The organism is Acinetobacter sp. CY81, assembly GCF_059515925.1.
Map to the genome: position 1 here is coordinate 472,207 of NZ_JCAKNC010000001.1, position 24,700 is coordinate 496,906.

Annotated in this window: 27 protein-coding genes; 9 read left to right on the forward strand and 18 right to left on the reverse strand. The window is 37.5% G+C overall.

What is annotated here, in order from left to right:
* Window positions 1–29 precede the first annotated feature (29 nt).
* The 8 genes from fdx to AC5YDM_RS02250 all read right to left on the reverse strand — a co-directional run bounded on the left by fdx (window position 30) and on the right by AC5YDM_RS02250 (window position 6,241).
* Complete coding sequence (fdx, locus tag AC5YDM_RS02215) at window positions 30–368, reverse strand: ISC system 2Fe-2S type ferredoxin (RefSeq protein WP_496125254.1); 339 nt, start codon at window positions 366–368, stop codon at window positions 30–32.
* Between the two features lie 13 nt (window positions 369–381).
* The gene (hscA, locus tag AC5YDM_RS02220; RefSeq protein WP_496150505.1) at window positions 382–2,241 is read right to left on the reverse strand and encodes a Fe-S protein assembly chaperone HscA; all 1,860 of its coding nucleotides are present in this window, start codon (window positions 2,239–2,241) and stop codon (window positions 382–384) included.
* A 37-nt stretch (window positions 2,242–2,278) separates the two neighbouring features.
* Entirely contained in the window at window positions 2,279–2,794 is a 516-nt protein-coding gene (hscB, locus tag AC5YDM_RS02225; protein ID WP_496150506.1) for a Fe-S protein assembly co-chaperone HscB, read from the reverse strand.
* Between the two features lie 99 nt (window positions 2,795–2,893).
* Window positions 2,894–3,214: an iron-sulfur cluster assembly protein IscA gene (iscA, locus tag AC5YDM_RS02230; protein WP_496125257.1), complete on the reverse strand. Its 321-nt coding sequence runs from the start codon at window positions 3,212–3,214 to the stop codon at window positions 2,894–2,896.
* Between the two features lie 43 nt (window positions 3,215–3,257).
* A complete protein-coding gene (gene iscU, locus AC5YDM_RS02235; RefSeq protein ID WP_067659122.1) occupies window positions 3,258–3,644 on the reverse strand; it encodes a Fe-S cluster assembly scaffold IscU in 387 nt (128 codons plus the stop codon).
* 104 nt (window positions 3,645–3,748) lie between these two features.
* Window positions 3,749–4,966, reverse strand: coding sequence for an IscS subfamily cysteine desulfurase (locus AC5YDM_RS02240; protein ID WP_496150507.1), 1,218 nt, complete (start codon window positions 4,964–4,966; stop codon window positions 3,749–3,751).
* 1 nt (window position 4,967) lies between these two features.
* Window positions 4,968–5,441, reverse strand: coding sequence for an Rrf2 family transcriptional regulator (locus AC5YDM_RS02245; protein WP_496125259.1), 474 nt, complete (start codon window positions 5,439–5,441; stop codon window positions 4,968–4,970).
* Window positions 5,442–5,587: 146 nt separating this feature from the next.
* Window positions 5,588–6,241 (reverse strand): hypothetical protein, encoded by a 654-nt coding sequence (locus AC5YDM_RS02250; protein WP_496150508.1) that lies wholly within the window; start codon window positions 6,239–6,241, stop codon window positions 5,588–5,590.
* Between the two features lie 192 nt (window positions 6,242–6,433).
* On the opposite strand from AC5YDM_RS02250, the gene AC5YDM_RS02255 reads away from it, so the two are divergent.
* The 3 genes from AC5YDM_RS02255 (at window position 6,434) to AC5YDM_RS02265 (ending at window position 9,336) form a co-directional block, all read left to right on the forward strand.
* Complete coding sequence (locus tag AC5YDM_RS02255; protein WP_496150509.1) at window positions 6,434–6,901, forward strand: phasin family protein; 468 nt, start codon at window positions 6,434–6,436, stop codon at window positions 6,899–6,901.
* Between the two features lie 168 nt (window positions 6,902–7,069).
* The gene (locus tag AC5YDM_RS02260; protein WP_067659107.1) at window positions 7,070–7,342 is read left to right on the forward strand and encodes an HU family DNA-binding protein; all 273 of its coding nucleotides are present in this window, start codon (window positions 7,070–7,072) and stop codon (window positions 7,340–7,342) included.
* A 128-nt stretch (window positions 7,343–7,470) separates the two neighbouring features.
* Complete coding sequence (locus AC5YDM_RS02265) at window positions 7,471–9,336, forward strand: SurA N-terminal domain-containing protein (protein WP_496150510.1); 1,866 nt, start codon at window positions 7,471–7,473, stop codon at window positions 9,334–9,336.
* A 43-nt stretch (window positions 9,337–9,379) separates the two neighbouring features.
* On the opposite strand, the gene AC5YDM_RS02270 is transcribed toward AC5YDM_RS02265, so the two are convergent.
* Window positions 9,380–10,408 carry a helix-turn-helix domain-containing protein gene (locus AC5YDM_RS02270; protein WP_496150511.1) on the reverse strand — a complete coding sequence of 343 codons (1,029 nt, stop codon included), beginning with the start codon at window positions 10,406–10,408 and terminating at the stop codon, window positions 9,380–9,382.
* A gap of 188 nt (window positions 10,409–10,596) precedes the next feature.
* Here AC5YDM_RS02270 and AC5YDM_RS02275 point away from each other — a divergent pair, with 188 nt between their 5' ends.
* Window positions 10,597–11,805, forward strand: coding sequence for an alkane 1-monooxygenase (locus AC5YDM_RS02275; protein ID WP_496150512.1), 1,209 nt, complete (start codon window positions 10,597–10,599; stop codon window positions 11,803–11,805).
* A 103-nt stretch (window positions 11,806–11,908) separates the two neighbouring features.
* Here the strand turns inward: AC5YDM_RS02275 and AC5YDM_RS02280 are convergent, their stop codons facing one another.
* Window positions 11,909–12,412, reverse strand: coding sequence for a nuclear transport factor 2 family protein (locus AC5YDM_RS02280; protein WP_496150513.1), 504 nt, complete (start codon window positions 12,410–12,412; stop codon window positions 11,909–11,911).
* A 251-nt stretch (window positions 12,413–12,663) separates the two neighbouring features.
* Between AC5YDM_RS02280 and AC5YDM_RS02285 the strand changes: the two genes are divergently transcribed.
* On the forward strand, window positions 12,664–13,239 hold the full coding sequence (locus AC5YDM_RS02285; protein ID WP_496150514.1) for a DedA family protein: 576 nt from the start codon (window positions 12,664–12,666) through the stop codon (window positions 13,237–13,239).
* 30 nt (window positions 13,240–13,269) lie between these two features.
* Here the strand turns inward: AC5YDM_RS02285 and AC5YDM_RS02290 are convergent, their stop codons facing one another.
* The 6 genes from AC5YDM_RS02290 to AC5YDM_RS02315 all read right to left on the reverse strand — a co-directional run bounded on the left by AC5YDM_RS02290 (window position 13,270) and on the right by AC5YDM_RS02315 (window position 19,031).
* Window positions 13,270–13,755 (reverse strand): GNAT family N-acetyltransferase, encoded by a 486-nt coding sequence (locus AC5YDM_RS02290; RefSeq protein ID WP_496150515.1) that lies wholly within the window; start codon window positions 13,753–13,755, stop codon window positions 13,270–13,272.
* 129 nt (window positions 13,756–13,884) lie between these two features.
* Window positions 13,885–15,084, reverse strand: coding sequence for an acyl-CoA dehydrogenase family protein (locus AC5YDM_RS02295; protein WP_496150516.1), 1,200 nt, complete (start codon window positions 15,082–15,084; stop codon window positions 13,885–13,887).
* Between the two features lie 25 nt (window positions 15,085–15,109).
* Entirely contained in the window at window positions 15,110–16,405 is a 1,296-nt protein-coding gene (locus AC5YDM_RS02300) for an acyl-CoA dehydrogenase family protein (RefSeq protein WP_496150517.1), read from the reverse strand.
* Window positions 16,406–16,688: 283 nt separating this feature from the next.
* Window positions 16,689–18,062 carry an ABC1 kinase family protein gene (locus AC5YDM_RS02305; RefSeq protein ID WP_496150518.1) on the reverse strand — a complete coding sequence of 458 codons (1,374 nt, stop codon included), beginning with the start codon at window positions 18,060–18,062 and terminating at the stop codon, window positions 16,689–16,691.
* Between the two features lie 158 nt (window positions 18,063–18,220).
* Complete coding sequence (locus AC5YDM_RS02310) at window positions 18,221–18,526, reverse strand: hypothetical protein (RefSeq protein WP_496150519.1); 306 nt, start codon at window positions 18,524–18,526, stop codon at window positions 18,221–18,223.
* A gap of 295 nt (window positions 18,527–18,821) precedes the next feature.
* Window positions 18,822–19,031, reverse strand: coding sequence for a cold-shock protein (locus AC5YDM_RS02315; protein WP_035263597.1), 210 nt, complete (start codon window positions 19,029–19,031; stop codon window positions 18,822–18,824).
* Between the two features lie 367 nt (window positions 19,032–19,398).
* Here AC5YDM_RS02315 and prmB point away from each other — a divergent pair, with 367 nt between their 5' ends.
* Together prmB and aroC are read left to right on the forward strand one after the other, a co-directional pair.
* Window positions 19,399–20,409, forward strand: coding sequence for a 50S ribosomal protein L3 N(5)-glutamine methyltransferase (gene prmB / locus AC5YDM_RS02320; RefSeq protein WP_496150520.1), 1,011 nt, complete (start codon window positions 19,399–19,401; stop codon window positions 20,407–20,409).
* A gap of 12 nt (window positions 20,410–20,421) precedes the next feature.
* Window positions 20,422–21,516 (forward strand): chorismate synthase, encoded by a 1,095-nt coding sequence (gene aroC / locus AC5YDM_RS02325; protein ID WP_496150521.1) that lies wholly within the window; start codon window positions 20,422–20,424, stop codon window positions 21,514–21,516.
* A 64-nt stretch (window positions 21,517–21,580) separates the two neighbouring features.
* On the opposite strand, the gene AC5YDM_RS02330 is transcribed toward aroC, so the two are convergent.
* Window positions 21,581–22,057: a hypothetical protein gene (locus AC5YDM_RS02330; protein ID WP_496150522.1), complete on the reverse strand. Its 477-nt coding sequence runs from the start codon at window positions 22,055–22,057 to the stop codon at window positions 21,581–21,583.
* A gap of 168 nt (window positions 22,058–22,225) precedes the next feature.
* The gene (locus AC5YDM_RS02335; protein WP_496150523.1) at window positions 22,226–22,777 is read right to left on the reverse strand and encodes a hypothetical protein; all 552 of its coding nucleotides are present in this window, start codon (window positions 22,775–22,777) and stop codon (window positions 22,226–22,228) included.
* A 336-nt stretch (window positions 22,778–23,113) separates the two neighbouring features.
* On the opposite strand from AC5YDM_RS02335, the gene AC5YDM_RS02340 reads away from it, so the two are divergent.
* Together AC5YDM_RS02340 and AC5YDM_RS02345 are read left to right on the forward strand one after the other, a co-directional pair.
* Window positions 23,114–23,350 (forward strand): hypothetical protein, encoded by a 237-nt coding sequence (locus AC5YDM_RS02340; protein WP_496150524.1) that lies wholly within the window; start codon window positions 23,114–23,116, stop codon window positions 23,348–23,350.
* 153 nt (window positions 23,351–23,503) lie between these two features.
* The gene (locus AC5YDM_RS02345; protein WP_496150525.1) at window positions 23,504–24,655 is read left to right on the forward strand and encodes an MFS transporter; all 1,152 of its coding nucleotides are present in this window, start codon (window positions 23,504–23,506) and stop codon (window positions 24,653–24,655) included.
* The last annotated feature ends 45 nt before the right edge of the window (window positions 24,656–24,700 follow it).

A 24,700-nucleotide genomic window follows, 5' to 3' on the forward strand; every position in this document is an offset into this window, starting at 1 on the left:
AAGCGACCTTTTTTATTTTTGAAATTATCTTAGTGATTTTCAGATGCGTGGTTAATCGTATATTTTGGAATTTCAACTTCTAAGTCTTCATTCTCGATTTTCACTTGGCAAGAGAGGCGAGAATCAGGTTCTAAGCCCCATGCGCGATCAAGTAAATCTGCTTCGACATCATTCATTTCGTCTAGACCATCAAAGCCTTTACGAACCACAACATGACAAGTTGTGCATGCAGCAGACATATCACATGCATGTTCAATTTTAATGCCATTTTTCAGTAGGCTTTCGCAAAGATTTGCATGTGGTTCAACTTCAAACTCGGCACCTTGTGGGCAAATTTGCGCATGTGGAAGAACTTTAATACGTGGCATAATTTTTACCTATTTAGTTTGAGTTTGACCAATCATCAAGCTTTGTACCTTTAAGTGCTTGATCAATGTGTTGATTCATACGTTTAGCAGCAAAAGCATCACTATGCACTTTGAGTGCTTCAACTGATTGCTCAATCGCTGTAATATCATCCGATTTTAAATGAGTTTGTAATTCATTTTTTGCAAGATTTAAAGCATTTAATTCTGTTTCATTTAACAGTTGTGCATCTACTTTAAGCGCTTGCTCTAATGCTTCAAGTTCACGCTGCGCTTCAACTTTGGTTTCTTGTAAATGGCGAGATGCTTTGTCTTCAGCAGCAAATTTAAAGCCATCAACCAATAAGCGTTCCATATCCGTATCAGATAAACCATAAGATGGTTTGATGTCAATCTGAGCAGAAACATTGGATGTGGTTTCACGCGCTGAAACAGCAAGTAAGCCATCTGCATCGACTTGGTAGGTGACTTCAATGCGTGCTTGACCTGCAGTCATTGGAGGAATACCACGAAGAACAAAACGACCTAAACTACGGCAGTGTTCGACTAAATCACGCTCACCTTGTACTACATGAATCAACATCGCTGTTTGACCATCTTGATAGGTGGTGAACTCTTGACGACGTGCTACAGGGATAGCTGTGTTGCGTGAAATCAGACGCTCGACTAAACCACCCATCGTCTCGATGCCTAAAGACAGTGGGGTAACATCAAGTAAAAGTGAGCCATCAGTCGAGTTGCCAATCAATTGGTTCGCTGTAATGGATGCACCAATCGCAACAACTTCATCCGGATTAATCGTACACAAAGGTTCTTGGTTAAACACTTCACGGACAGCTTTTTGTACTGCATATGAACGTGTAGAACCACCGACCAATACAACGTTTTGAATGTCACTCAGTCCAAGCTTTGCATCACGCAAAACTCGTTTACATACGCTGATGGTTTTATCGAGTGCAACTTGAATAATGGATTCAAATGTTACACGATCAAGCGTTAAATATTGATCAAGCAATTTTAATTCTACAGACTCAGTATCTGAAAGTGATTCTTTTGCTTTACGTGCATTGACAAGAAAATGTGCGTATTCAGTATCGTTTAATGTTTCGATACTTAATTGTTTCTTTGCCCATTTTACGATTAAACGATCTAGATCATCGCCACCAAGTGCGGTATGACCACCGGTCGCTAGAACTTCAAATACGCCTTGAGAAAAACGTAAAATTGAAACGTCAAAAGTACCACCACCTAAGTCATAAATCACATAGTTTTGATCTGAACTTAAATTGGTTTCTTGATCTAAACCATAAGCAACTGCAGCAGCAGTAGGTTCATTCAATAGACGGAGTACATTGAGCCCAGCAAGTTCAGCAGCATCACGTGTTGCTTGGCGCTGTGCTTCATCAAAATAAGCTGGAACAGTGATGACTGCACCGTTAATTGGATTTTTTAGACTAGATTCAGCACGGTCTTTGAGTTTTTTAAGAATTTCAGCAGAAATTTCAACGGGAGTTTTACGACCTTGTGCGGTTTCAAATGCTGGCATTTGATTGTCTTCACCGACGAGTGCATAAGGGTGTTGAAATTTAATATCTGCTTTTGAGCGACCCATAAAGCGCTTTACTGAGCTAATCGTGTTGCGTGGATCTGTTGTTACAAAAGGATTTGCTTCATAGCCAAATTGAGTTTGGTCTTTTGCATAATGTACAACTGAAGGCAGAAGTACACGGCCTTGTTCATCATTGAGAACTTTAGCTTTGCCAGAAAGAACAGTTGCTACAAGGGAATGGGTTGTCCCAAGATCGATACCAATTGCGATACGATGTTCGTGTGGCGCACTTGATTGTCCAGGTTCTGCAATTTGCAAGAGTGCCATTTGTTAAATCCCTTGAGAATATGTCAAAAAAGTAAAATTAAAATTCATCATCTAAATCAAAATCTTCATCATCTAAAATTCGATCTTCGGCTTTTAGAATGTCATTCATGACTTTTTGGAAAAAACGAAGTTTACGAACTGTGTCTCTCGATTCTGCCCAATCTTCAGCGTCATAGTCCATTTTAAACTCACGAACTAAACCATCCATCCATTGTTGGACTTCAGTTTTTAGGGAATTGAGTTGGTCGCTGTCAGTTGCTTCATCGAGTTGTTCGCGAATTTCTAAAGCAGATTGTAGAAATTCAAAATCACTAATAGATTGATCGAGGTGATGATCTTGCTTTTTAAGTGCAAGTAAATATCCTGCGCGACTATCGACCTGAGACAATACTTTATAGGCCTGATTAATCTCGCTCGATTTAATTAGCGCCTTGTCTTTATCTTCAGCTTTGTCTGGATGATATTGTTGCTGCAATTTTAAAAAATGAGCTTTTAAAGTTGCTAAATCAATATCGAGTGCTTCAGGGAGATCGAACAACTCAAAATGATTCATTGGGAGAAAATTCCAAGATGATTATGGGAAAAGCATATATTTAATAAAATTAAAACAGTGTTGGACACTGTTTTAATTGGAAAGGGTACACGTAGGAAATTATACAGTGAAAGATTCACCACAACCACATTCGCCTTTCTTATTTGGGTTATTGAATTCGAAACCTTCATTCAAGCCATTTTTAACGTAATCCATCTCCATACCTTCAAGATAGACTAGACTTTTAGGGTCAACAAAAACTTTAACACCATGCTGTAAAAATACTTGATCATGCGTATCGACTTCATCAACGAATTCGAGTACATAAGCCAAACCAGAACAGCCAGAAGTTTTCACACCAACGCGAATACCTTCGCCCTTACCGCGATTTGATAAATAATTGCTGATATGGGTTGCAGCATTTTCAGTTAAATTGATCATGAAAACTCCATTCAATCATCAATAAAGCAAGTACTAAAGCAGATTATGCTTGAGCTTTTTTGCTACGGTAATCTTCAACAGCTGCTTTGATCGCATCTTCTGCAAGAACAGAACAGTGAACTTTAACAGGAGGTAAAGCCAGTTCAGTTGCAATATCAATGTTCTTGATTGCTTGTGCTTGATCTAAAGTTTTACCTTTCAACCATTCTGTAACCAAAGAGCTTGATGCAATTGCAGAACCACAACCATAAGTTTTAAAACGTGCTTCTTCAATTACACCGTTATCATCGACTTGAATTTGTAGACGCATAACGTCGCCACAAGCCGGTGCACCGACCATACCTGTACCCACATTTTCAGCATTTTTATCTAAAACGCCAACATTACGAGGGTTTTCGTAATGATCAATTACTTTTTCGCTATAAGCCATGATGCGTCTCCAAAACTCGGGGTCTGCCTGATAATATTAATATTGAGGCATCTTGGTTAAAATCAATTGTTTATTAACAAAGATGCTCAGTGTTTTGTACGATATTAGTGTTCAGTCCATTCAACTTTGGACAAATCAATACCTTCTTTAAACATGTCCCAAAGCGGTGATAGATCACGTAGCTTTTGTACAGCTGTTTTAGTCACTTCAAGAACATGGTCAATATCTTCTTCAGTGGTGTATTTACCAAAGCTGAAGCGAATTGAGCTGTGTGCGAGTTCGTCAGATAGACCTAAAGCGCGAAGCACATAAGAAGGCTCTAAAGTTGCAGATGTACATGCAGAACCTGAAGATACCGCAGCATCTTTCAAAGCCATCATGAGTGACTCACCTTCAACAAAGTTGAAGCTAACGTTGAGGTAGTTTGCAACGTTTTGAGTAGGGTGACCATTGAGGAACACTTGCTCAAGACCTTGAACACCATTCCATAATTTGTCACGAAGGACACGGATACGTGCTTGTTCAGAAGCGAGGTTTTTACCTGCAAGTTCGAATGCTTCGCCCATACCCACGATTTGATGGGTTGCAAGTGTACCAGAGCGCATACCACGTTCATGACCACCACCGTGCATTTGAGCTTTCAAACGTACACGTGGAGAGCGGCGAACAAATAATGCACCGATACCTTTAGGACCATAAATTTTGTGAGCAGAGAAGCTCATCAAATCGACTTTCATCACGCTTAAGTCAATTTCAACTTTACCCGCAGCTTGAGCCGCATCAACGTGGAAATAAGTTTTGTTTGCGCGCGTTAATTCACCAATTGCAGCAACATCAGTGACAGTACCAATTTCGTTGTTTACCATCATAAGTGAAACAAGAATGGTATCTGGACGAAGGGCCGCTTTAACCATCTCTGGTGTAATTAAGCCTGTTTGAGCTTCTGGTTCTAAATATGTGATTTCGAAACCATCTTCTTCAAGTTCGCGACACGTATCTAAAATTGCTTTGTGCTCAATTTTACTCGTGATGATGTGCTTGCCTTTAGAACCGTAGAACTGAGCTATACCTTTAAGTGCAAGGTTGTCAGATTCAGTTGCACCTGAAGTCCACACGATTTCGCGCGGATCAGCTTTGATAAGGTTTGCAACTTGTTCACGTGCATATTCAGCTTTCTCTTCTGCTTGCCAACCGTAGGCATGCGAGCGAGAAGCAGGGTTACCGAAAGTGCCATCGAATGTTAGGCATTCCATCATACGTTCAGCAACTTGCGGATCAACAGGAGTTGTTGCTGCATAATCAAGATAAATTGGACGTTTCATGTCAAATACCTGTAACCGATAAAAGGGCTGAATCTAAAGGTGCTGTGTTTTGACGAATGGCAACAGTTTGAACGTTGTCACGAGCGACTAAATCAGCAAGAGTGATTTTAGCTAGATAATCGGCAATATGAAGGGAGAGTTCTTGCCATAAATCGTGAGTTAAACACATTGCACCATTTTGACAATTGCCTTTATGGTCACAACGTGTTGCATCAACAGTTTCGTTTACAGCTTCAATAATTTCTAACACTGTGATTTCTTCGGCACGACGAGCCAAATGGTATCCACCATTTGCACCACGGACGCTTGAAACCAAACCATGACGTTTGAGTTTGGCAAAGAGTTGTTCTAAGTAAGCAACAGAAATTGTTTGGCGGGCAGCAATTTCAGCTAACGTAATCGTTTGCTCAGATGGCTGCAAAGCTAAATCAAGTAATGCAGTCACTGCGTAACGACCGCGAGTGGTAAGGCGCATGATTCGATACACGTGTTTAGATTAGATGTATGAATTTTATGAATCCTGACTAAATTAGTCAAGTTTTATTTGCAAATTCCTACTAAAATAGTAGGAATTTATTTTGGGAACTTTAAATGCTGTTTTTGCTCAATTTATTATTGGTATTATTGGAAATAATGCCAAAGATTATACACGATTAAGGCGCAGAAAAGAACAGCAGTAATGATAAATACCACATTAATGCGTTTTTGATTCATCTGCATACGACGTATACGATTTTTATATTGTTTTACCTCAACTTCTAAGCTATTGATTTTAGAGCGTTGGAGGTCAATTTTTTCGAGTAGGGGTGCAATACGTTTTTTTGATGCGATACTCAGACCATCGTCATCACCATTAATAAACCATTGTTTCCAGTCTGAAGCGATTTTGGGAATTGAGAGATGCAAAGATAAATCTTTAAACTCATCTTTCAAAACAACATCACCTTCAATACGCATTTTCTTTAGGCTACGACGATTACCAAAGGCGAAGATCTGGATCATGTCTATTAGCGAGCTATTTACCGTCAAATCAACAGGTTTTTCTGGCGCTTTTAGGTCAAAAAGAAGGCCTTTGTCAGTAAATTGAATATAAAAGTCAAAAAATGGGATGTAGCTATTCATTTTTATAGCAATTTGTTGTTCAACAAATTTTTTAGCTTGAAGGCGAACAACACGGTCATGTTTAAGAATAAAAGAGTAAAATGTCTCTAATATCACCATGGCAATGTTAAGCAACAAACGAGTTTGACCTTGTTGATGTTGCGATTCACTCATAAAAAAATCCTATTTAAAGTTTTAAATTTCCAAAGCAAGTTCGGCAAGTGTTACTTTGTGCTGAACTAAAAATAATTTAACAATGCTTTGTAGAACAGTTTAGCCAAAGGTTCAAGAGCTTAATTTGATAATATTAAGGTATTTTATGCATCAAATGATTATTGCGTTGATAAAATATACAGGAGTAACACTGTGAAACAAGATTCGGATAACAATAAAGAACATGGACTGTTAGAAAATGATGCTGAATCACGTCCCCATCGTAAGCGTTTAAATCGCAAGTCTTCTTTGGATTTTAGAAAATATACCAAACAAATTTGGTTAGCTGGTCTCGGTGCTTTTTCACGTGCTGAAGAAGAAGGCAGTAAAATGTTTGATACTTTAGTCAAAGTTGGCGAAGAGCTTGAGTCTAAAACGGTTGAAATTACCGATCAAACTGTCAACAAAGTCGCTGAAAAGACCAAAGAATCTGTCACAGATACAAAAGATAAAGTTGAGAAACTACTTGATCATGGGGTCAGTACATCGTTAAATAAGATTGGTCTTGTTACGGCTAAAGATGTTCAGCACTTAGAAGGACTCATTATTGCTTTACATCATAAGGTCGATGCCTTAGTGGAAGAAAACAAAAAATTACACGATCTGATACAGAAAAAATGATCTGAATCTTTATAAAACATCATTTTTATTAATTTTTAGTCGTTATTTTGCAGAAAAGCAGTCAGGTAGTCTTGCGTTTCCCCCCAAAGCATTGCTATAAAGTCGTCATGGCCTTTTTTAACTATAGCCTTGGATTTTAAACAAACGATATAAGAGGACGTAATCTTCATGAATAAATCAGAATTGATCGACGCGATTGCAGAGAAAGGGGGATTGTCTAAGACTGATGCAGGTAAAGCATTGGACGCGACTATTGCTTCAATTGGTGAAGCGTTGAAAAAAGGTGATACAGTAACTTTAGTTGGTTTCGGTACTTTCAGTGTTAAAGACCGCGCAGCGCGTACTGGCCGTAACCCTAAAACTGGTGAAGAGCTTCAGATTAAAGCAAGCAAAGTACCAAGTTTCAAAGCTGGTAAAGGATTAAAAGATTCTGTTGCATAATGGACTCTTATCATAAAACGCGCCGCTGAGGCGCGTTTTTTATTTATTCGAAAAATATCCTACTGTTGTGATTCATTCGGATTTGAATATCAGTTAGAATCGCTATGAAATAAAATATTGGATTACTCATGGAATCGTTTCGTAAACTCATTAAGGGGTGGCTTGGCAAAGTACTACTGGTTTTATTTTTAACACCTTTGGCACTTGTTGGTATCGACGGGTACTTTAGTGGTGGAAATAAAGATGGTGTTGCCAAAACTGTTAATGATTTAGAAATTTCAAACAAAGATTTGGAAGCTCAAACTAAAAATTATAAAGAACAATTTTTACAAATGGTTCAAGGTGATGAGTCATTATTAAATCAAGATTATATTAATAATGCAGCTCTCGATAGTTTGGTTGACCGAGCTTTACTGATTCAACAAGCGAAGAAGTTGGGTATTTCACTCAGTGATGCACAAATTGAACAGATGATTGCACAGCAACCAAGCTTACAGATTGATGGTAAGTTTGATCAAAAGTCGTATGAAAATTATCTACGTTCGATTGGTATGACCAGTCAGTCATTGATTGAGAATTTACGTCAAGATCATGGTTTGAAAATGTTGACCTCAACCATTACTGATAATGCGTTGGTGAGCGAGCTTGATATTCAACAAATTTCAAATTTGCAATCTGAGCAACGTGAATTGTATTTATCCTCTGTGAAATTGGATGATTATAAAAAATCAGTAAAAGTGAGCAATCAAGAGATTGCGGACTATTACGCAAAACACCCAAACAAGTTTAAGCAAATGGCATCTGTAGATGTGGATTATGTTGTCGTGTCGCCATCAATGGTTACACCAGCAAATACGACTGCTACTGATGAAGAGCTACAGCAAGCATATAAGCAATTTGTTGATCAGCAGAACAAAAATGCTGTTAAACAGGTGAAGCATATCTTGATTACTGCTGAATCTCGTACTGATGCAGAAGCAGCTAAATTGGCCAATGATGTTTATGCAAAAATTCAAGCGGGAACGTCATTTGCAGATGCTGCGACTCAGTATTCTGAAGATCCAAGCTCTAAAGTGAATGGTGGTTTGATTGAGGGTTATGCTGCAGGTGTGTTTGGTAACGCATTTGACCAAGCTGTAGATGCTTCGAGCGGCGTAGTTTCTAAACCTGTGAAAACAGATTATGGTTATCACATTGTTTCATCAACTTCTGACGCGGGTGTCGTACCAAGTTTCGAAGCTGAAAAAGCACGTTTAACTGCTGAAGTGATTAAAAACAAATCAGCAAATGTATTCTCAGATACAGTGAATGGACTAAATGAGCTTGTGGTAGACAGTGATGCTTTGGATGTGGTGACTCAAGAAGTTAAAACAGCGAAAGTGATTACAGCAAAAGGCGTAACGTTAGGAACTCAAGACCCTGTGCTTGCTGATCCGGCTGTGAAAGTAAAACTGTTTAATGAAGATGTAAAAAATGGTGATCGTAATGCTTCATCAAGTCTTCAATTGGCAAATGGTGATACAGTTTGGATTAAAGTGCGTGAGTATAATGCGGCAGGTGTACAACCTTTAGCGAAAGTGACTCCACGAGTGAAAACACTGCTGATTAATCAAAAGGCATATGAAGCAGCAAAAGCTCAAGTTGCTAATGTATTGGCAGACTTTAAAGCATTGCCAGCTGAGCAAGCTTTAGCGAAGCATAAGCAGTCTTTTGAGCGTGCGGGTGTATTTACACGTTCACAAGGTTTAAAACGCGAAATTGAACGCGCTGCATTTAGTTTGCCTGCACCTAAAGCTGGTATGTGGTCAGTAACAACGGCTGCTTTACCAGATGAAATGGTGATTGTTGCTGTGGTGAATATTCAAAAACCTGATCCAAATAGTCTAAGTGCTGAAGAAAAGCAGCAATTGATTAAGTTGTACCAAGGTTATCGTGGTACTCAATTGTTAAAAGACTATACAGAATATTTGAAATCGGTTGCTAAGATTAAGTAATTTAAATATTCAGTTATAAAAAAAAGCGCTACGGCGCTTTTTTTTATTGCTTGGATTTTGGAGCAGCTGAATGATGTTGTTTATACTGGCTTGGACTCATTAAAAAGTGTTTTTTAAAGGCTTGGCTAAATGCTGTTTCAGAGCTGTAACCGACTTTATGTGCAATCTGTTGAATCGGCATTTGTCCATTTCTAAGCTGTTGACAGGCGAGTCTTAAGCGATGTTGTTTGAGGTAACTGAGAGGTGGTTCACCGACAATGCGATGAAATAGATCCGCAAATTTTGATCGAGACATAAAACACACTTCAGCCAAACTCTCTACTGTCCAAGGATGTTCGGGTTGTCCATGAATTGCATTAAATGCGTTACTTAACTCGGGATGGGTAAGTGCCATCAACCAATTGGCGTTGAAATCACGTTGATTATTGATAACAAAAGTTTGCTTAAGATTTTTTTGATTTGGATTGAAATCAGATGGATCCACCGATTGATTGTGTTGTTGTAAAATAAAATCTCTCACTGATTCAATCAACATGATACTCACCACATGATCCATGATTTTGTGACGTCCAGGATGATTATTCTGGGTTTCATTGGCGACAAAATATAAACCAATGCGTAACCATTCCGGTTCTTGTGCATTTAAAGCATTTCGAAGATGGAGATAATTGGGTAGCGCATTAATCAATGGAACTGCCATAACACTATCAAGATGCGATCTAATTGTAAAAATCAAAGATTGTGCTTTGGTCGATTTGTCACCGAGGTGGATCGCCTCATCACGCAACCCTCGAAATTGTTGATCAATTAAAAAATTTTCAACCAGCTTTTGGTCTGCGTGGCTATGTCCAATATGTTTCATCCCAGATGGGATAATCACCATATCTCCAGTGTTTAAGTGGAGTTCATTGCCATTTTCAAATTTTAGAAACAATTCTCCAAATAGCGCAATATGAGTGATGACGCTGTCTTGTTGATTGGACTGAAAAGACCAATTTCCTTGCCCTTGAAGGTATAGGTATTCAGTTTTTTTAAAATGAATATCCTCAAAAATTTGACTTAAAGCATCCATAACTATCTAATTTTCCATTATTAAATTTACTATTATTGTTTTGAAGTTAAATTAAAATGTTTTTAGAGGACATTTTCTCCTCTAAAAGTGTCAAGGACTGATGCATAGTTAATTTGGACGATTACAACTGTAGTCCTATTTGTTAATCTTTAATGATATGAATAACAAAAATAGAATAGGGAATGCAAATGAATGCGCCTCTAAAATTAGAACAGCATCAGAGCAATGCTACAGCATTAAAAGGTCTCTCACTGGATAAAAAAAGATACCTTTGGTTGATTAGTCCTGCTTTACCTGTGATTGGTTTGGGTATCTTAGCGGGTTATCATTTTGCACCTAAACCGTTGAAGATTGTTTTTGCATTAGGTGGACCGTTGGTGCTTCATGTCATCATTCCAACAATTGATACCATCGTAGGTACAGACAATAACAATCCTAGTCCTGAGGATATTCAATTACTTGAAAAAGATCCGTATTATGCGCGCTTGGTGAAATCTTTTATTCCCATTCAGTATGCAGCCAATATTTACGCTTGTTATTTAACATCGCGTAAACAAACATCATTATTGGATAAGGTGTTGTTGGGTATGTCGATGGGTGCAATCAATGGGATTGCGATCAATACAGCACATGAGTTAAGTCATAAGTCAGCACGTTTAGATCATATTTTATCGCATTTGGCTTTAGTACCATCAGGCTATAACCATTTTCGTATTGAGCATCCTTATGGTCATCATAAGCGTGCCGCAACGCCTGAAGACCCAGCATCATCGCAAATGGGGGAAACTTTCTATGAGTTCTTGCCTAGAACAGTGATTGGATCATTTAAATCGGCGATCGAAATTGAACATGCACGTTTAAAGCGCAGAGGTTTGTCATTTTGGTCTAAAGAGAATGAGTTGTTGCAAGGTTGGTCGATGTCTGCTGGTTTTCATTCGAGCATGATTGGTCTTTTTGGAAAAAGTGTATTGCCTTATTTGGCTGTTCAATCAGCCTACAGCATTACACTATTTGAAATTATTAACTATATTGAACATTATGGATTATTGCGTCAAAAAGATGCGAATGGTAAATATGAGCGGGTTTTACCTGAACATAGTTGGAATAACAATAATATTGTGACCAATTTGTTTTTGTACCAATTGCAACGACATTCAGATCATCATGCATTTCCAACGCGCCCATTCCAAGCATTACGACACTTTGATGAAGCACCAGAATTGCCGAATGGGTATGCCAGTATGCTATTGCCTGCTTTGATCCCAGCTTGGTGGTCTAAAATTATGGATCAACGCGTTTTTGATCACTACAAAGGTGATTTGAGTAAAGCCAATATTCATCCTAAAAAAAGAAAGAAAATATTTGAAAAATTTGGATTGGTTTTTAATCGTGATTAATGATGAAGCATATTAGACTTCATAAAAATTGAGCCTATTTTTTAATAGGCTCAATTTTCTAAATCATTATTTATAAAAAATGCTGAATCAATTTTATGGCGTATTATCCAACTTGGATTGAGCGACCATTATTTTGAATGATCCAGTGTCCTTCTTTACGAAAAGACTTAGCTGATGCGTAAGTGTCTTCCATAAATTGTAAGAAAGTGATTTGGCCATTTTCAACTTTAGATTTGATTGAAAAAGGAGAGGTAAAAGTATTACCTAGTTCTACTGAAGTGTAGGTAAATGTACCAAAAACAGCAACGATATCATTTTCACCAAGAATGTCAGTGATTTCGAAATTATCTACATTCCAATATGTTCCAACACTTGAGAATGTATCAATAAAGATTTGACGACCTTTACGCGTACCCGCCCAAGGCTCGATTAATGCGAGCTCTGGATTGTCAAAATTAAGAGAAGTGTAAATGGCATCTTCGTGTACGAGTGCTTCACTTACATTTTTTACAGTTTCTTTACCTGAGTTAGCTAAGAATGCTAGAACAACATCTTTAGGTGCTTTAGTTTGAAGTGCTTTGTTAATTAAATCTGTTTGTTCACTCATAATATTATTCTCATGCTTGCTACTGTTAGAAAGCGTTATTCTTTCCGATATATCTTGATGAATAAAGTGACCTGATAAGAAAGTATGTATCATCTACAGGACAATCATTTCACTATGCTTGTTGTGTCTTTACATTTTGTTAAATAAAGCCGTTCAAAGTCAATTTTCATTTATGCTTCAATTAAACATATTCAGATCCAAATTCTGAATGGTTCTTTATACCAATAGTAATAATAAAAGGTAAATAAGGCATGGATTGGTCAGCGCTGTTACAACAATATGGCTATTTTGCCATTTTAGTTGGTGCATTTTTTGAAGGTGAAACGATTCTTCTACTCGGAGCCTATGCTGTACATCAACATCTTTTGAATTTTTGGTGGTTAATTTTTTCAGCGATGCTTGGAAGTTTTATTGGAGATCAATTTTACTATTTTCTTGGTCGAAAGTTTGGCTTTGATTTCTTTAAAAAGCGTCCTCAGTTGATCTCGAAATTTGACCAAGCAAGTGTGTTTATCGATCGACATCCGATATTAACCATTCTGTTAATGCGTTTTGCTTGGGGCTTACGCACAGTTATGCCCATTAGTTTTGGGATTAAACGCTATCCATTTATTTTGTACGCAGTCGTAAATCTATTGGCTTGTTTTATTTGGTCTTTCACCATTGTCACTATGGGTATGCAATTTAGCCATTGGTTGCACCAACTGTGGCAAAACATTTTGCCACATGAGTTGGAAGACCGAATATTTCTCTTTGTGATTCTCACCATGATCCTGATCTCAATGGTGATCATTTTTATTTTGCATCAGAAAAAATATCGAGACTAGATCATCATTTGGGTTACTTAAAGAATAAAATTAAAGAATTTTTTCCATTCGAATTTCACAAGCATGGCTATGTCCAGTATTACCTTTAGGATGCTCTAGATGCTTAAAGCCTAATTTTTCATAAAGCTTTACGGCTTGCCACAACTGTTCGGTGGTTTCTAGATAAATTGAGCTAAAACCATTGGATTTGGCAAAACTGATACAGTGCTCAATGATTTGTTTGGCAAATCCATAACCTCGGATCTCCTCTAAAAAGTACATCTTCTGTAATTCTAGAATGCCATCAGCACCTTTGAGTGGCGATATCCCACCGCCACCAAAAATCTGACCATCCTGATTTTCAATCACCCAATAGTATGCATTGGCTTGTGAATATACACTGTATAAATCATCGACAGCCGCATCTGCAACAGCAAATCCAGATTCGGCTGCAAGACCAAATTCTTTAGAGACTTCTCGGATAATGTGTGCAAGTTGAGGGTTATCAGATGTTTGAATAGGGCGTAGATGATACATTTTCGGATGACAAAATTAAAAAAGAGATGAGTTTTATAATACCTTAAGGCATTTAAATCCATCTCTTTTCTTATTGGGCGATAAATTTTCGAATACTGATGAAAATTTATTCAAGTTAAGGAGTTTTTATTACTTCAGTTCACTTGAAGATTTACCCAATTCACGGCGCGCCACAATGAGTTGTTGAATCTGTTGTGTACCTTCAAAGATATCTAGAATTTTAGAGTCACGCGCCCATTTTTCCAATAATTCATCTTCGTTATATCCAACACTTGCAGCAAGTTCTACGCATTTCAATGTAATTTCATTGCATATACGTCCAGCTTTGGCTTTAGCAATAGAGGCTTCACGTGAGTTTGGCTTTTTATTATCCGCCATCCATGCGGCTTTTAAGGTAAGTAATCGTGCAGCTTCCCACTCAGCTTCCATTCGATAAATTTGCGCAGCGATATTCGAGGTTTGCAAATAAGGCGTTGAATAATCTTGATCCAGAGTGTCTTTAAAAATTTCTTTAATACGTTCCAATGAGGCTTTAGAACAGCCTACCGCCATCGCGGCGACAAGAGGTCGAGTATTATCAAACGTCTCCATCACACCAGCAAAGCCTTTAGCAACATCAATTTCTTCATTACCGAGTAAGTTGGCTGCTGGAACACGGCAGTCGATAAAGCTAATCACCGCAGTATCGGATGCTTTAATTCCAAGTTTGTGCTCTAAGCGTTCAACTTTCATACCCGCCGTACCTTTAGGTACAACAAAGGATTTGATAGCAGCACGTCCTAATTTTTTGTCCAGTGTTGCCCAGACTACAACGGAATCTGCGCGATCTCCAGAAGTCACAAAGATTTTTTCTCCATTGAGAATGTAATCTGATCCATCTTTCGTTGCTGTGGTACGAATCGCAGCAGAATCTGACCCACAACCAGGTTCAGTAATCGCCATCGCTGCCCAAGTACCTTTGAATCGTTCTAATTGTTCATCATTGGCTACTGCAGCAATTGCGGAATTCCCCAAACCTTGTCGAGGCATTGATAGTAGTAATCCAGTATCGCCGTAACACATTTCAATGACACCAAGTGCTGTTGACATATTTACGCCATTTTTATTGCCTTGTTCGGTATCACCGCGTTTATTAACAGCAGCTCCCGCATTCATGCCATCACCACCTTCATTCATGCCGTCCAGTAATGAAGCAAGCATGTTGAGTTCTTTAGGGTAGGCGTGTTCAGCTTTGTCATACTTACGTGAAATAGGGCGTAGTACATTCAATGCAGTTTCATGGGCTTGATCGACTAGAAGCTTAAACTTTTTTGGGTTTTCTAAATTCATGATTATTATCCTTTTTATTTATGAATTATGCATGTAAGCCAGAATGTAGGATTGCAGTGGCACGGAGATCACGATACCAACGCTCTACTGGATGTTCTTTGGTAAAGCCATGCCCACCCAGCAGCTGTACGCCGTCTGTACCAATTTTCATGGATTTTTCAGCACATAAAATACGGGCTAGATAGGCTTCACGGTGAAACGATTTTCCTGCTTCTGCAAGACTTGCTGCATTAAGGACGAGCATACGCATGGCTTCGATTTCGATTGCCATATCAGCAATCATAAAAGCGACACTCTGACGATGTGAAATGGGTTCACCAAATGCAGTACGTTCATTGGCGTATTGAATGCAATATTTTTTGACTGCTTCGCATGTTCCAACAGCCATCGCACACCACATGAGATTACCGAGATCTAAAAATTCGGTATAGTCAAAATCATCATCACCTAAAGGTTCAGCAGGTGTATTGTCAAATATCAGATTGACGGTTTCTGTTGCTTTCAGTCCCATTGCTGGACTCTTTTTAAAGTGAATGGTTGAATCACGTTTAACAATGAAAAGGTCAGGTTTTCCGTTATATTCTGCATTCACTAAAATTAGATCGGCTGTTTCCCCAAGCACCACCAAAGTTTTCTCACCTTGCAAGGTGAATTGACCATTGGAATGTGTGGCTTTGGTTTTTAACTGAAATGGATTGAAAGCAGGAGTTGATTCTTGAATCGCAAAAGTTGCTTGAATACCGGTGTCTTCTGAAATACTCGAAAGGTATTTATTTTGGATTGATTCAGAACCCCATTGTGTAATGGCATTAATCACGCTAAATGTAGACAACAAACCTGCGGTAAGACTGAAATCACCTTGAGCAAGATTCTCGGCAATCAGAATATTACTAATAATATTTTTTTCACTTGCAACACCACCAAAGCTTTCAGGCAATGCGTAATAGTTCAAGCCTAAATCGCTGCTGTGTTTCCAAAGTTCAGCAGGAAATTTTTCATGATGGTCTGCATCATGTGCAAGTGGGTAGAGAACTTCTAATGCAAACTGATTCATTGCATCAGCAGTCATTTGCTGTTCTTCAGTTAAGCTCAAATCAAATAGAGATTTTTCTTGGTGGGGCAGGCGTTGTTTGGCATTGCTTTGGTTGGATTTAAAAACCTTTTGTGTTGCGGTCAATGTTTTAAACCCAGCTTTAGAGCCTTGATATAGCGACTTTTCAATTAAGCCACGCAGTTTAAATTGATCAAGTAAATCACTACCTGCGAGTTTGGTTATAAAAGCCAGACCTAAACCTTGTACTTTATTCGCCATATTTGTCATTTTTTATTTCCCTTTATTATAAGTGCAGACCGATTCAAATGAATGAATTCCGTTGCTGCTAGTATGGGAATAATCCTGACATGACAAATGAATTAAAACTATGTCAGATTTGACAAGGGTGTTGGTAAAATATACATATTTAGATAAGTGGTATTTTTAAATACAACATATTGAATAATATAAAAAATATTTTTTTAAAAAAATAACGCATTTTATTTTTATTGACTAAGATGACAAATCTAAATCTGTCATCTTAGACGTTTGAATGCTGATGGATTGAATGTTAAATAAAAGGTTGAATCATTTTACGCACATTGGTTTTTGCTTCAATGACAGTCATAAATGTGTAGGCACCAATAAATTTACGGCTAATAAACATAAACTCTTTGGGTGGCACAGAGAAATAGCGAGAGGCCATCGATTTTGAAGCACGTTGCATAACACGACTATGCAATTGGCTTTTTTTCCAATCATAGCGTTGTAAATCATCCATGACCCCTTCAGGAAGGTCAGGGTTATTTTCTTTGGAGCTAAATGCTTCTGTTGCCAGTAAAAATACTTTTGCCATGTCAGGCTTAATGCTTAAAGGCATGCCATCGAAGAACTCATAGCCAGTCATCGCATTAACCATTGTTTCAGCATTATGATCATAACCAGCTTTAATTAAATTGCGTGCAACTTTAAGAAGTTGAGCATCAAATTGTCGGATAGCACCAAAATCTAATAAAACAATCTTGTCTTGAATGTTTTCACCATCACCGAGGCGGACTAGATAATTGCCGAAATTAGGATCAGTTTGCATTTCACCCCATTCGAAAATTTCTCGAACAGCAATTTCTAAAGAGGCTTCTCCCAGTTTGTTACGACGTTCTTGAGGCAGGGATAGCATAACTGGGCTATTAATCGGTACGCCACGCTCAAATGTCATACATAAGACTTGATCGGTACAGTAGTCATCAATGATTTGTGGCACGCTATAACGCGGATCTTCTTTTAAGCGCGCACCAAAGCGACGAGTGGTTTCTGCTTCTATACGGTAATTCACCTCGCGATGCATCATTTCGCGGACTTCATCAAACCACTGATCAAATTCACGAGTTTGAGGAACAATACGTGTCAGTTTGAGCATATTTTTAAATAAGCTCATGTCTGAATCAATCGCACTTGCAACACCTGGATACTGAATTTTAAGTACTAACTCCAAGCCGTCAGATTTACGTGTTGCACGATGGACTTGAGCTAGAGAAGCTGTACCTAAAGGCTCATGATCAATATTTAAATCGTCTAGCTTAGAACCAAGTTGTCTAACCAATTGGGTTTTAATAGCAGGCCAGTCTAATGCAACCGTTTGATTATTTAGTGTATTGAGTGCTTGAGTGATTTCTTCTGGAAGAAAATGTTCACCATAAAGCGCCATCATCTGACCAATTTTTACGATTGATCCTTTAAGCTTGCCAATTTCAGCAACAAGATACTCAGCCTGTTCCTTCATGGCTTGCTTACGTTTTTTCTCTTTATCTTCTTCACTTGAAAAGATAGAAGTCGCACTAGAAGCTGCCCAACGCGTACCTGCTAATAGAGATGCCTTTGCAATTGAGAGGCGTCGATCCATAGATGAGGTTTTTAACTGTTTGAGCTTTTCATTCTGATCTGACATGAAGATAAAATCCTGTAAGCGAATCGAGCTGGTCTAATATTTTAAAGAATATTACAGGGAAAGACCGTATTAAAATAGTTCAACTGGTTGAATATCTGATGTAAATAAGGTCAATCCAATGATGAATTATAAATAGCCTAAGCAAAGCGTAAAATTTTCTATATTTTATACGCGATTTTTAATTCAGCACGAGAACTCAATAGAACTTTATTTGAAATAATAAATTGATCAATCAAAACCTTAACACCATCGTCAGAAAAACCTGAAGCGTAGCCTTTAACAATGATGATGCTTGGAAGTGAGAAAAATAAGTATTTGGCATCATCTAAAGTGGCTGGTTGAAAAACCTCATGCTCATTTAGGATTTGCTGTAAAAAATTTTTCTCACTTTTTACATGGCTGGAATCCGTATCATTCCAATAATTCACACGCATTGCCATTAAGTTGTTGTGTTTATAGCTCATAAGGTCGCGTATCTAAAAAATCAATTGCTATTTATATAAGGTCAATAGAAAACTAATTCAAGCTTTATCGAGGTAACTGTATATGGTTTTTGTGATGTTGATGATTTGATTGTTCTTATTGTTTCTATAGTTATTTGTAAAGGAGGGTAGGTTTGTTTAAAAATGATGAAAGTAATCGTTCGTAGAGATCGACTATTCGGTATAAGACTCCTTAAACAGAAAGCACTCCTAAATTGCAGACACAAAAAAGCGAGGTAAAACCTCGCTTTTTAATCTATTGCTGAGACTTTAAGTCTTAAACAGCAACGATATCAACAGCGTTAGGACCTTTAGGACCTTGAGTTACGCTGAATTCAACTTGTTGGCCTTCAGCCAAAGTTTTGAAACCAGAACCTTTGATTTCGCTGAAATGAGCAAAAACGTCAGGACCGTTTTCTTGTTGAATGAAACCAAAACCTTTAGTTTCGTTGAACCACTTTACAGTACCTTTAACAGTATTAGACATAATAGAACCCTATTTGAAATTTGATGTTTTGAGTAATGAAACTCATTTGTAACTTTGAAAAAAAATGAAACTTAAAATCTGAAACCAAACGTAGGATTATGACTAACACTGCGAAATAAAAGATTTACCGAAACAACATAAATTTTCTAGTTACCCAGAATTATACACGATAAAAAAATAAAGACGACTGTTAAATAGGATAGTTTGATTATTTTTTCGAATAACGATATCAAAAAAACTAAAAAACAGCCTTTTAGGGCATAAAACTGTTTAAAAGTGAAAGATTCTAACGACAGAATTTTATCATTATCAGTAAAACGCGGTATTATAAGCCGCTTTGAAAATTTACCTATTGGAGATACCTTAAGTGGATCAACTGACGATTAGCCCTGAACACTTGCAGGAAGCTGCTGATAATTTAACAACAATTCGTGATTTCATTCGTTTTGGTGTGACAGCACTACGTCAATATGATGCACATTTAGGTCAAGGTACTGAAGATTTCTTTGCTGAAAGTTCTGCATTGGTACTTCAAACACTTGCTTTAGATTGGAATGCAAATCCAGATATTTTGGATTCAAAATTATTACCAAGTGAAAAAGCTGAATTTATTAGCTTACTTGAGCGCCGTATTAATGAAAAAGTGCCAACATCTTACTTATTGAATTTGGCATATTTCTGTGAAAAACCATATTACGTTGATGAGCGTGTACTTATTCCACGTTCTCCAATTGCAGAATTGATCAATAATCGCTTTGCACCTTATTGTTTAGATGAAAATCATCAACCACGTGAAGCGGCTAATAATTTGCCAGAAAATGCGCAACCTAAAATGCCACGCCGTATTTTAGATATGTGTACAGGTTCAGGTTGTATTGCCATTGCTCTAGCTTATGCATTCCCAGAAGCAGAAGTAGATGCGACGGATATTTCAAAAGAAGCTTTGGAAGTTGCTGCGATTAATGCAGAACATCATAACAAGCAGTTTGAAGTGGCTTTACTTGAATCTGATTTGTTCTCAAAAATTCCTGCAGAGAACCAATATGATCTAATTGTATCGAATCCACCTTATGTAGATGCTGAAGACATGGCAGATTTGCCTGCTGAATTCTTGCATGAGCCTGAGCTTGCACTTGCAGCGGGTCAAGATGGCTTGGATTTGGTTCGCAAAATGCTAGCTCAAGCAGCAGATTACCTTACAGAAGATGGTTTGATTGTGATTGAAGTGGGTAATTCTGAGTGGGCAATGCGTCAGAACTTTAATACAGTTGATTTCTATTGGTTACAATTCCAAAAAGGTGGTTCAGGTATTTTCGCGCTCACAGCAGCGCAATGCCGTGAATACAGTGATTTATTTATTCAATCTGTTCAAGCATAAGGAGTCGTGAACGTGGCAGGTAATAGTATTGGACAACTTTTCCGTGTAACGACTTGTGGTGAATCTCATGGTGTTGGGCTCATGGCGATTGTCGATGGTGTTCCGCCGGGGATTGAACTCACTGAAGCTGATTTACAACATGATTTAGATCGTCGTAAACCTGGAACGTCGAAGTTTGCAACACAACGTAAAGAGCCTGATCAGGTTGAAATCATTTCAGGTGTCTTTGAAGGCAAAACCACAGGGACATCAATAGGTTTATTGATTCGTAATACTGATCAAAAATCAAAAGACTATGGAAATATTGCGCAAACTTTCCGCCCAGGCCACGCTGACTATACTTATACACATAAATATGGTTTCCGTGATTACCGTGGTGGTGGTCGTTCAAGTGCGCGTGAAACTGCAATGCGTGTTGCAGCGGGTGCAATTGCGAAAAAATATCTTGCTGAAAAGTTTGGTATCGTGATTCGTGGTCATGTAACGCAAATTGGTACTGAAAAAGCAGAAGTATTGGATTGGAATGAAGTTCCGAATAATCCATTCTTCTGTGGTGATATAAATGCAGTTCCTCGTTTTGAGGCTTTAGTGACATCATTGCGCGAACAAGGGACAAGTTGTGGCGCAAAGCTTGAAATTATTGCGGAGAAAGTACCTGTAGGTTGGGGTGAACCTGTATTTGATCGTCTAGATGCTGACATTGCCCATGCGATGATGTCGATTAATGCTGTGAAAGGTGTTGAAATCGGTGATGGTTTTGCTGTGGCTGGACAGTTTGGTCATGAGTCACGTGATGAATTAACGACAGATGGTTTCCTTGCAAATCATGCAGGTGGTATTTTAGGTGGTATTTCTTCAGGTCAAGATATTCGAGTTGCTATCGCTTTAAAACCTACTGCATCGATTACAACACCGGGTAAAACCATTAATCTAGATCGTGAAGATACGGATGTTTTGACCAAAGGTCGTCATGATCCATGTGTAGGTGTTCGTGCCACACCTATTGCGGAAGCAATGCTTGCGATTGTATTAATGGATCATTTCATGCGTCATCGTGCACAGAATGCAGATGTGATTTCTCCATTTGCACCGATTGAACCTAAATAATTCTTTATCTATAAAAAAACCAGACTTCAAGTCTGGTTTTTTTATTTTCAGAAAATGTTTACTTTTATTGAGTGTTGTTATTGGTGTAGCCTTTAAGGAAAGTAAGATAAGCAGAAGACTTCTCACCATTTTCTTTTAGAATTGGGCGTAAAATTTCTTGTTTATCGGTTACTAATTTTAAATCAATTTTTTTAGCATCTTTAAATGAGTTTAAAAAACTCACAGGAACACGGATAGCATTACTTGATGTAATCACGCCCGCATTTGTAACATTGTTGGTTGGGTCAATTGTAGAATAGACATAGGGTTGATCGTCGACGAGGAAAACCATTTGTTTGATGTCGTAAGCTGAAGAATCATTAATTTCAGCCGTTATCTTAAAACCATCACGGGTCTCTTCATTCCAACGTAATGCCAACTCAGGACAAACCTCATCTGCGGCACAGATAAGAGGACCTTTCGTGACAATTCGATCGGCTGGATTGTTTACACATCCGCCCAAAATAAGAAATGAAGTAATAAGTGCTAACTGAATTTTCATGAATTGACCTTATAATTGAGTTCTTATAACCATGTTTGTTGTTTAAAACATTGCTAAATAAAATGTTCTTTTATGGCGCTTAATATCGCTTCATAAAATTGTACCAAATAAGATTAAAAAAAACTCTCACAATCTGCATTGGAGAGTTTTTTAATTTGATGTTAATAATTATTCGGTATGACCATAACCATTTTTAAAGGTTTTGTACGCAAAAGATTCTTTACCATCTTTTAAAACGGCGTGCGAAATCTCACCTTTATCTGTAACAACAGTTACATTAATTTCTTTTGCTTTATTAAAGCGATTAATAAAACTTAGAGGTACTTCGATGAAGTTTGATGAGTTTGTCACTGTACTTGTTAAAACTGGACGTAAAGCAGTTTTTGGAGAAGCACTAAATGGGAAAGAATTACCATCAATTTGGAAGTTTACGGCTTGAATATTAAATTGTTCTTGGTCGTAAAGATCAGCAGTCACCTTGTAAAGGGTGTTGCTTTGTTTTTTCCAATCAAAAGTAAGTTCTGTACATGGCTTGCTTGCCTCACAGATCACTTGACCTTTAGTTTCAACTCGAGTTACGACATCACTAGGTTTGAAATCAATAACATTTGAAGTCAAAGTTTTTACCGTTTCTGCTTCTTCTGTTGGCTCATTTTTAGATACAACTAAACATCCTGAAAGCGAAACCGCTGTAATTACAGCAATAATTTGTAATTTCATTATTATCAACCAATATATAATTTAGTTTTTGTTAATGATTAATTTAACACAAATAAATCATAAGTGTGAACTGGTTATCATAAAGAATTATGAAAAATTGTAAAGATGTTCTAATAAGTTGATATGCATTTTCAATGCTAGGATTGATTTATCTACGCGGTATTATGGATCTGTTGAAGTTAGACATTTCGCTACAATCTGGGTATCAATTTTTGTAAGTCTTTAGCTTTCTCCTGAAAGAAGAATTACTGTTCGGTTGAGTTTAAATGTAGTTTGATGTGAACCCAAAAGCTGATATAACTAAAAATAAAGGGTGATATAAAAAGGGGAAACCTTGTGAAGACTACAGTGAAGTATGTTGTGCTTAAAAGTAAAGATTATCAGTTGGGAACAGCACTTTTTGAGGAAGAGCTGGATGCGAGTAATACTTATTTTGATGAGATCCCTTCGGTTATTAAGTATCAAAATCATGAATTTAAAGTAAAATCGAAAGAATTAGTGCGTAAACAAATTTTTGATGAATTTGAAGAGTCCCAAAATATACTGATCAAAGTCATTACATTGAATGAATGATCTCAGTTATTGAGACGTTTGTTGATCAAACTTAAAGGTTGAATTTTACTTCAACCTTTTTTGTTGCTTATTCAAAAAAGATAATTTGATTTAAATGATTGAGTTATAGATTGCATTTAATTGTAATTGTTTCCTGAGAGAGCCATGTAAAAAATGTTTAATTTTGCCATTCATCAGAGGCTTGCAGGATTCTACTTCTTCTATTACGCAATTGTAGGCACATTCATGCCGTATTGGAGTTTGTATCTCCAAGATCAAGGTTTTAGCTATGCGGAAATAGGGCTATTAAGTTCAATCGCTGTGCTCACGAGATTCGTTGCGCCATTCTTATGGGGCTGGGTTGCTGATAAATCGGGTAAGCGGATGCTACTCGTTCGGATTGCAACATGGATGGAAGCTGTAGTTTGGTTTGCTATTTTTGTAATTCCTAACGATTTTCAATCTATAGCACTCTTAATGCTGATTTTTAGCTTTTTTCAGAATGCAATTTTGGCACAGTTTGAAGGCGTGACTTTATTTTGGTTAGGGGAGCAACGCGAAGCCTTATACGGCAAAGTACGTAAATGGGGATCAATCGGCTTTATTGTCGGTGTATTTGCGATTGGGGCTTTATTAGAAATTATTGATATTTCAATGCTACCAATCTTGTTACTGAGTATCGCATTTTTAACTTTTTTATGGTCGTTTAGTATAAAAGAGCCGAGTAATGCGCCAAAGGCGCAAAAGAGTTTAGATTCAATATTACCAGTGGTTAAACAACCTGTGGTTTATTCGCTTTTTTTGATTGAATTTATCATGCTTTTTGCGCAAGCTCCATTTTATAGTTTTTATAGTAACTATTTACAAATGGCTGGTTTCAGCACGACGACTATTGGTTTTTTATGGGCTAGTGGAGTCATTGCTGAAATTATGATGTTTGCTTATGCCAATACATTGTTAATACGTTATAGCTGGCGAACATTGATCATCGCTTGTTTAATAGCAACGGGTTTGCGATTTATTATTGTCGGATTGTTTCCAGATTCATTTTGGATGCAACTATTTTCTCAAAGTCTGCATGCATTTAGTTTTGGTTTATTCCACATGATTGCGATGCGAGTTATTTTTAATCATTTTAGTCTTGGGCAGCAAGGTAGAGCACAGGCTTTATATAGCACGATGTGGGGATTAGGCGTTGCAAGCGGTAGTTTATTGGCTGGTTATTATTGGGATGAACTGTCACCCGAAATCATATTTATCATAGCAGGAAGTTCAATCATTTTTGGATTGTTATTCATTAAAGGAATTCCAAAAACAACTGGATAGCGGATTTAATTTTTACATCAAAGCTATACATTAAAAATTAAGCTT

What these genes read in the sequence shown, in the direction of transcription:
- fdx (WP_496125254.1), bottom strand. Translation starts at nt 368, where the DNA reads ATGCCACGTATTAAAGTTCTTCCACATGCGCAAATTTGCCCACAAGGT.
- hscA (WP_496150505.1), bottom strand. Translation starts at nt 2,241, where the DNA reads ATGGCACTCTTGCAAATTGCAGAACCTGGACAATCAAGTGCGCCACAC.
- hscB (WP_496150506.1), bottom strand. Translation starts at nt 2,794, where the DNA reads ATGAATCATTTTGAGTTGTTCGATCTCCCTGAAGCACTCGATATTGAT.
- iscA (WP_496125257.1), bottom strand. Translation starts at nt 3,214, where the DNA reads ATGATCAATTTAACTGAAAATGCTGCAACCCATATCAGCAATTATTTA.
- iscU (WP_067659122.1), bottom strand. Translation starts at nt 3,644, where the DNA reads ATGGCTTATAGCGAAAAAGTAATTGATCATTACGAAAACCCTCGTAAT.
- AC5YDM_RS02240 (WP_496150507.1), bottom strand. Translation starts at nt 4,966, where the DNA reads ATGAAACGTCCAATTTATCTTGATTATGCAGCAACAACTCCTGTTGAT.
- AC5YDM_RS02245 (WP_496125259.1), bottom strand. Translation starts at nt 5,441, where the DNA reads ATGCGCCTTACCACTCGCGGTCGTTACGCAGTGACTGCATTACTTGAT.
- AC5YDM_RS02250 (WP_496150508.1), bottom strand. Translation starts at nt 6,241, where the DNA reads ATGAGTGAATCGCAACATCAACAAGGTCAAACTCGTTTGTTGCTTAAC.
- AC5YDM_RS02260 (WP_067659107.1), top strand. Translation starts at nt 7,070, where the DNA reads ATGAATAAATCAGAATTGATCGACGCGATTGCAGAGAAAGGGGGATTG.
- AC5YDM_RS02265 (WP_496150510.1), top strand. Translation starts at nt 7,471, where the DNA reads ATGGAATCGTTTCGTAAACTCATTAAGGGGTGGCTTGGCAAAGTACTA.
- AC5YDM_RS02270 (WP_496150511.1), bottom strand. Translation starts at nt 10,408, where the DNA reads ATGGATGCTTTAAGTCAAATTTTTGAGGATATTCATTTTAAAAAAACT.
- AC5YDM_RS02275 (WP_496150512.1), top strand. Translation starts at nt 10,597, where the DNA reads ATGAATGCGCCTCTAAAATTAGAACAGCATCAGAGCAATGCTACAGCA.
- AC5YDM_RS02280 (WP_496150513.1), bottom strand. Translation starts at nt 12,412, where the DNA reads ATGAGTGAACAAACAGATTTAATTAACAAAGCACTTCAAACTAAAGCA.
- AC5YDM_RS02285 (WP_496150514.1), top strand. Translation starts at nt 12,664, where the DNA reads ATGGATTGGTCAGCGCTGTTACAACAATATGGCTATTTTGCCATTTTA.
- AC5YDM_RS02290 (WP_496150515.1), bottom strand. Translation starts at nt 13,755, where the DNA reads ATGTATCATCTACGCCCTATTCAAACATCTGATAACCCTCAACTTGCA.
- AC5YDM_RS02295 (WP_496150516.1), bottom strand. Translation starts at nt 15,084, where the DNA reads ATGAATTTAGAAAACCCAAAAAAGTTTAAGCTTCTAGTCGATCAAGCC.
- AC5YDM_RS02300 (WP_496150517.1), bottom strand. Translation starts at nt 16,405, where the DNA reads ATGACAAATATGGCGAATAAAGTACAAGGTTTAGGTCTGGCTTTTATA.
- AC5YDM_RS02305 (WP_496150518.1), bottom strand. Translation starts at nt 18,062, where the DNA reads ATGTCAGATCAGAATGAAAAGCTCAAACAGTTAAAAACCTCATCTATG.
- AC5YDM_RS02310 (WP_496150519.1), bottom strand. Translation starts at nt 18,526, where the DNA reads ATGAGCTATAAACACAACAACTTAATGGCAATGCGTGTGAATTATTGG.
- AC5YDM_RS02315 (WP_035263597.1), bottom strand. Translation starts at nt 19,031, where the DNA reads ATGTCTAATACTGTTAAAGGTACTGTAAAGTGGTTCAACGAAACTAAA.
- AC5YDM_RS02330 (WP_496150522.1), bottom strand. Translation starts at nt 22,057, where the DNA reads ATGAAAATTCAGTTAGCACTTATTACTTCATTTCTTATTTTGGGCGGA.
- AC5YDM_RS02335 (WP_496150523.1), bottom strand. Translation starts at nt 22,777, where the DNA reads ATGAAATTACAAATTATTGCTGTAATTACAGCGGTTTCGCTTTCAGGA.
- AC5YDM_RS02345 (WP_496150525.1), top strand. Translation starts at nt 23,504, where the DNA reads ATGTTTAATTTTGCCATTCATCAGAGGCTTGCAGGATTCTACTTCTTC.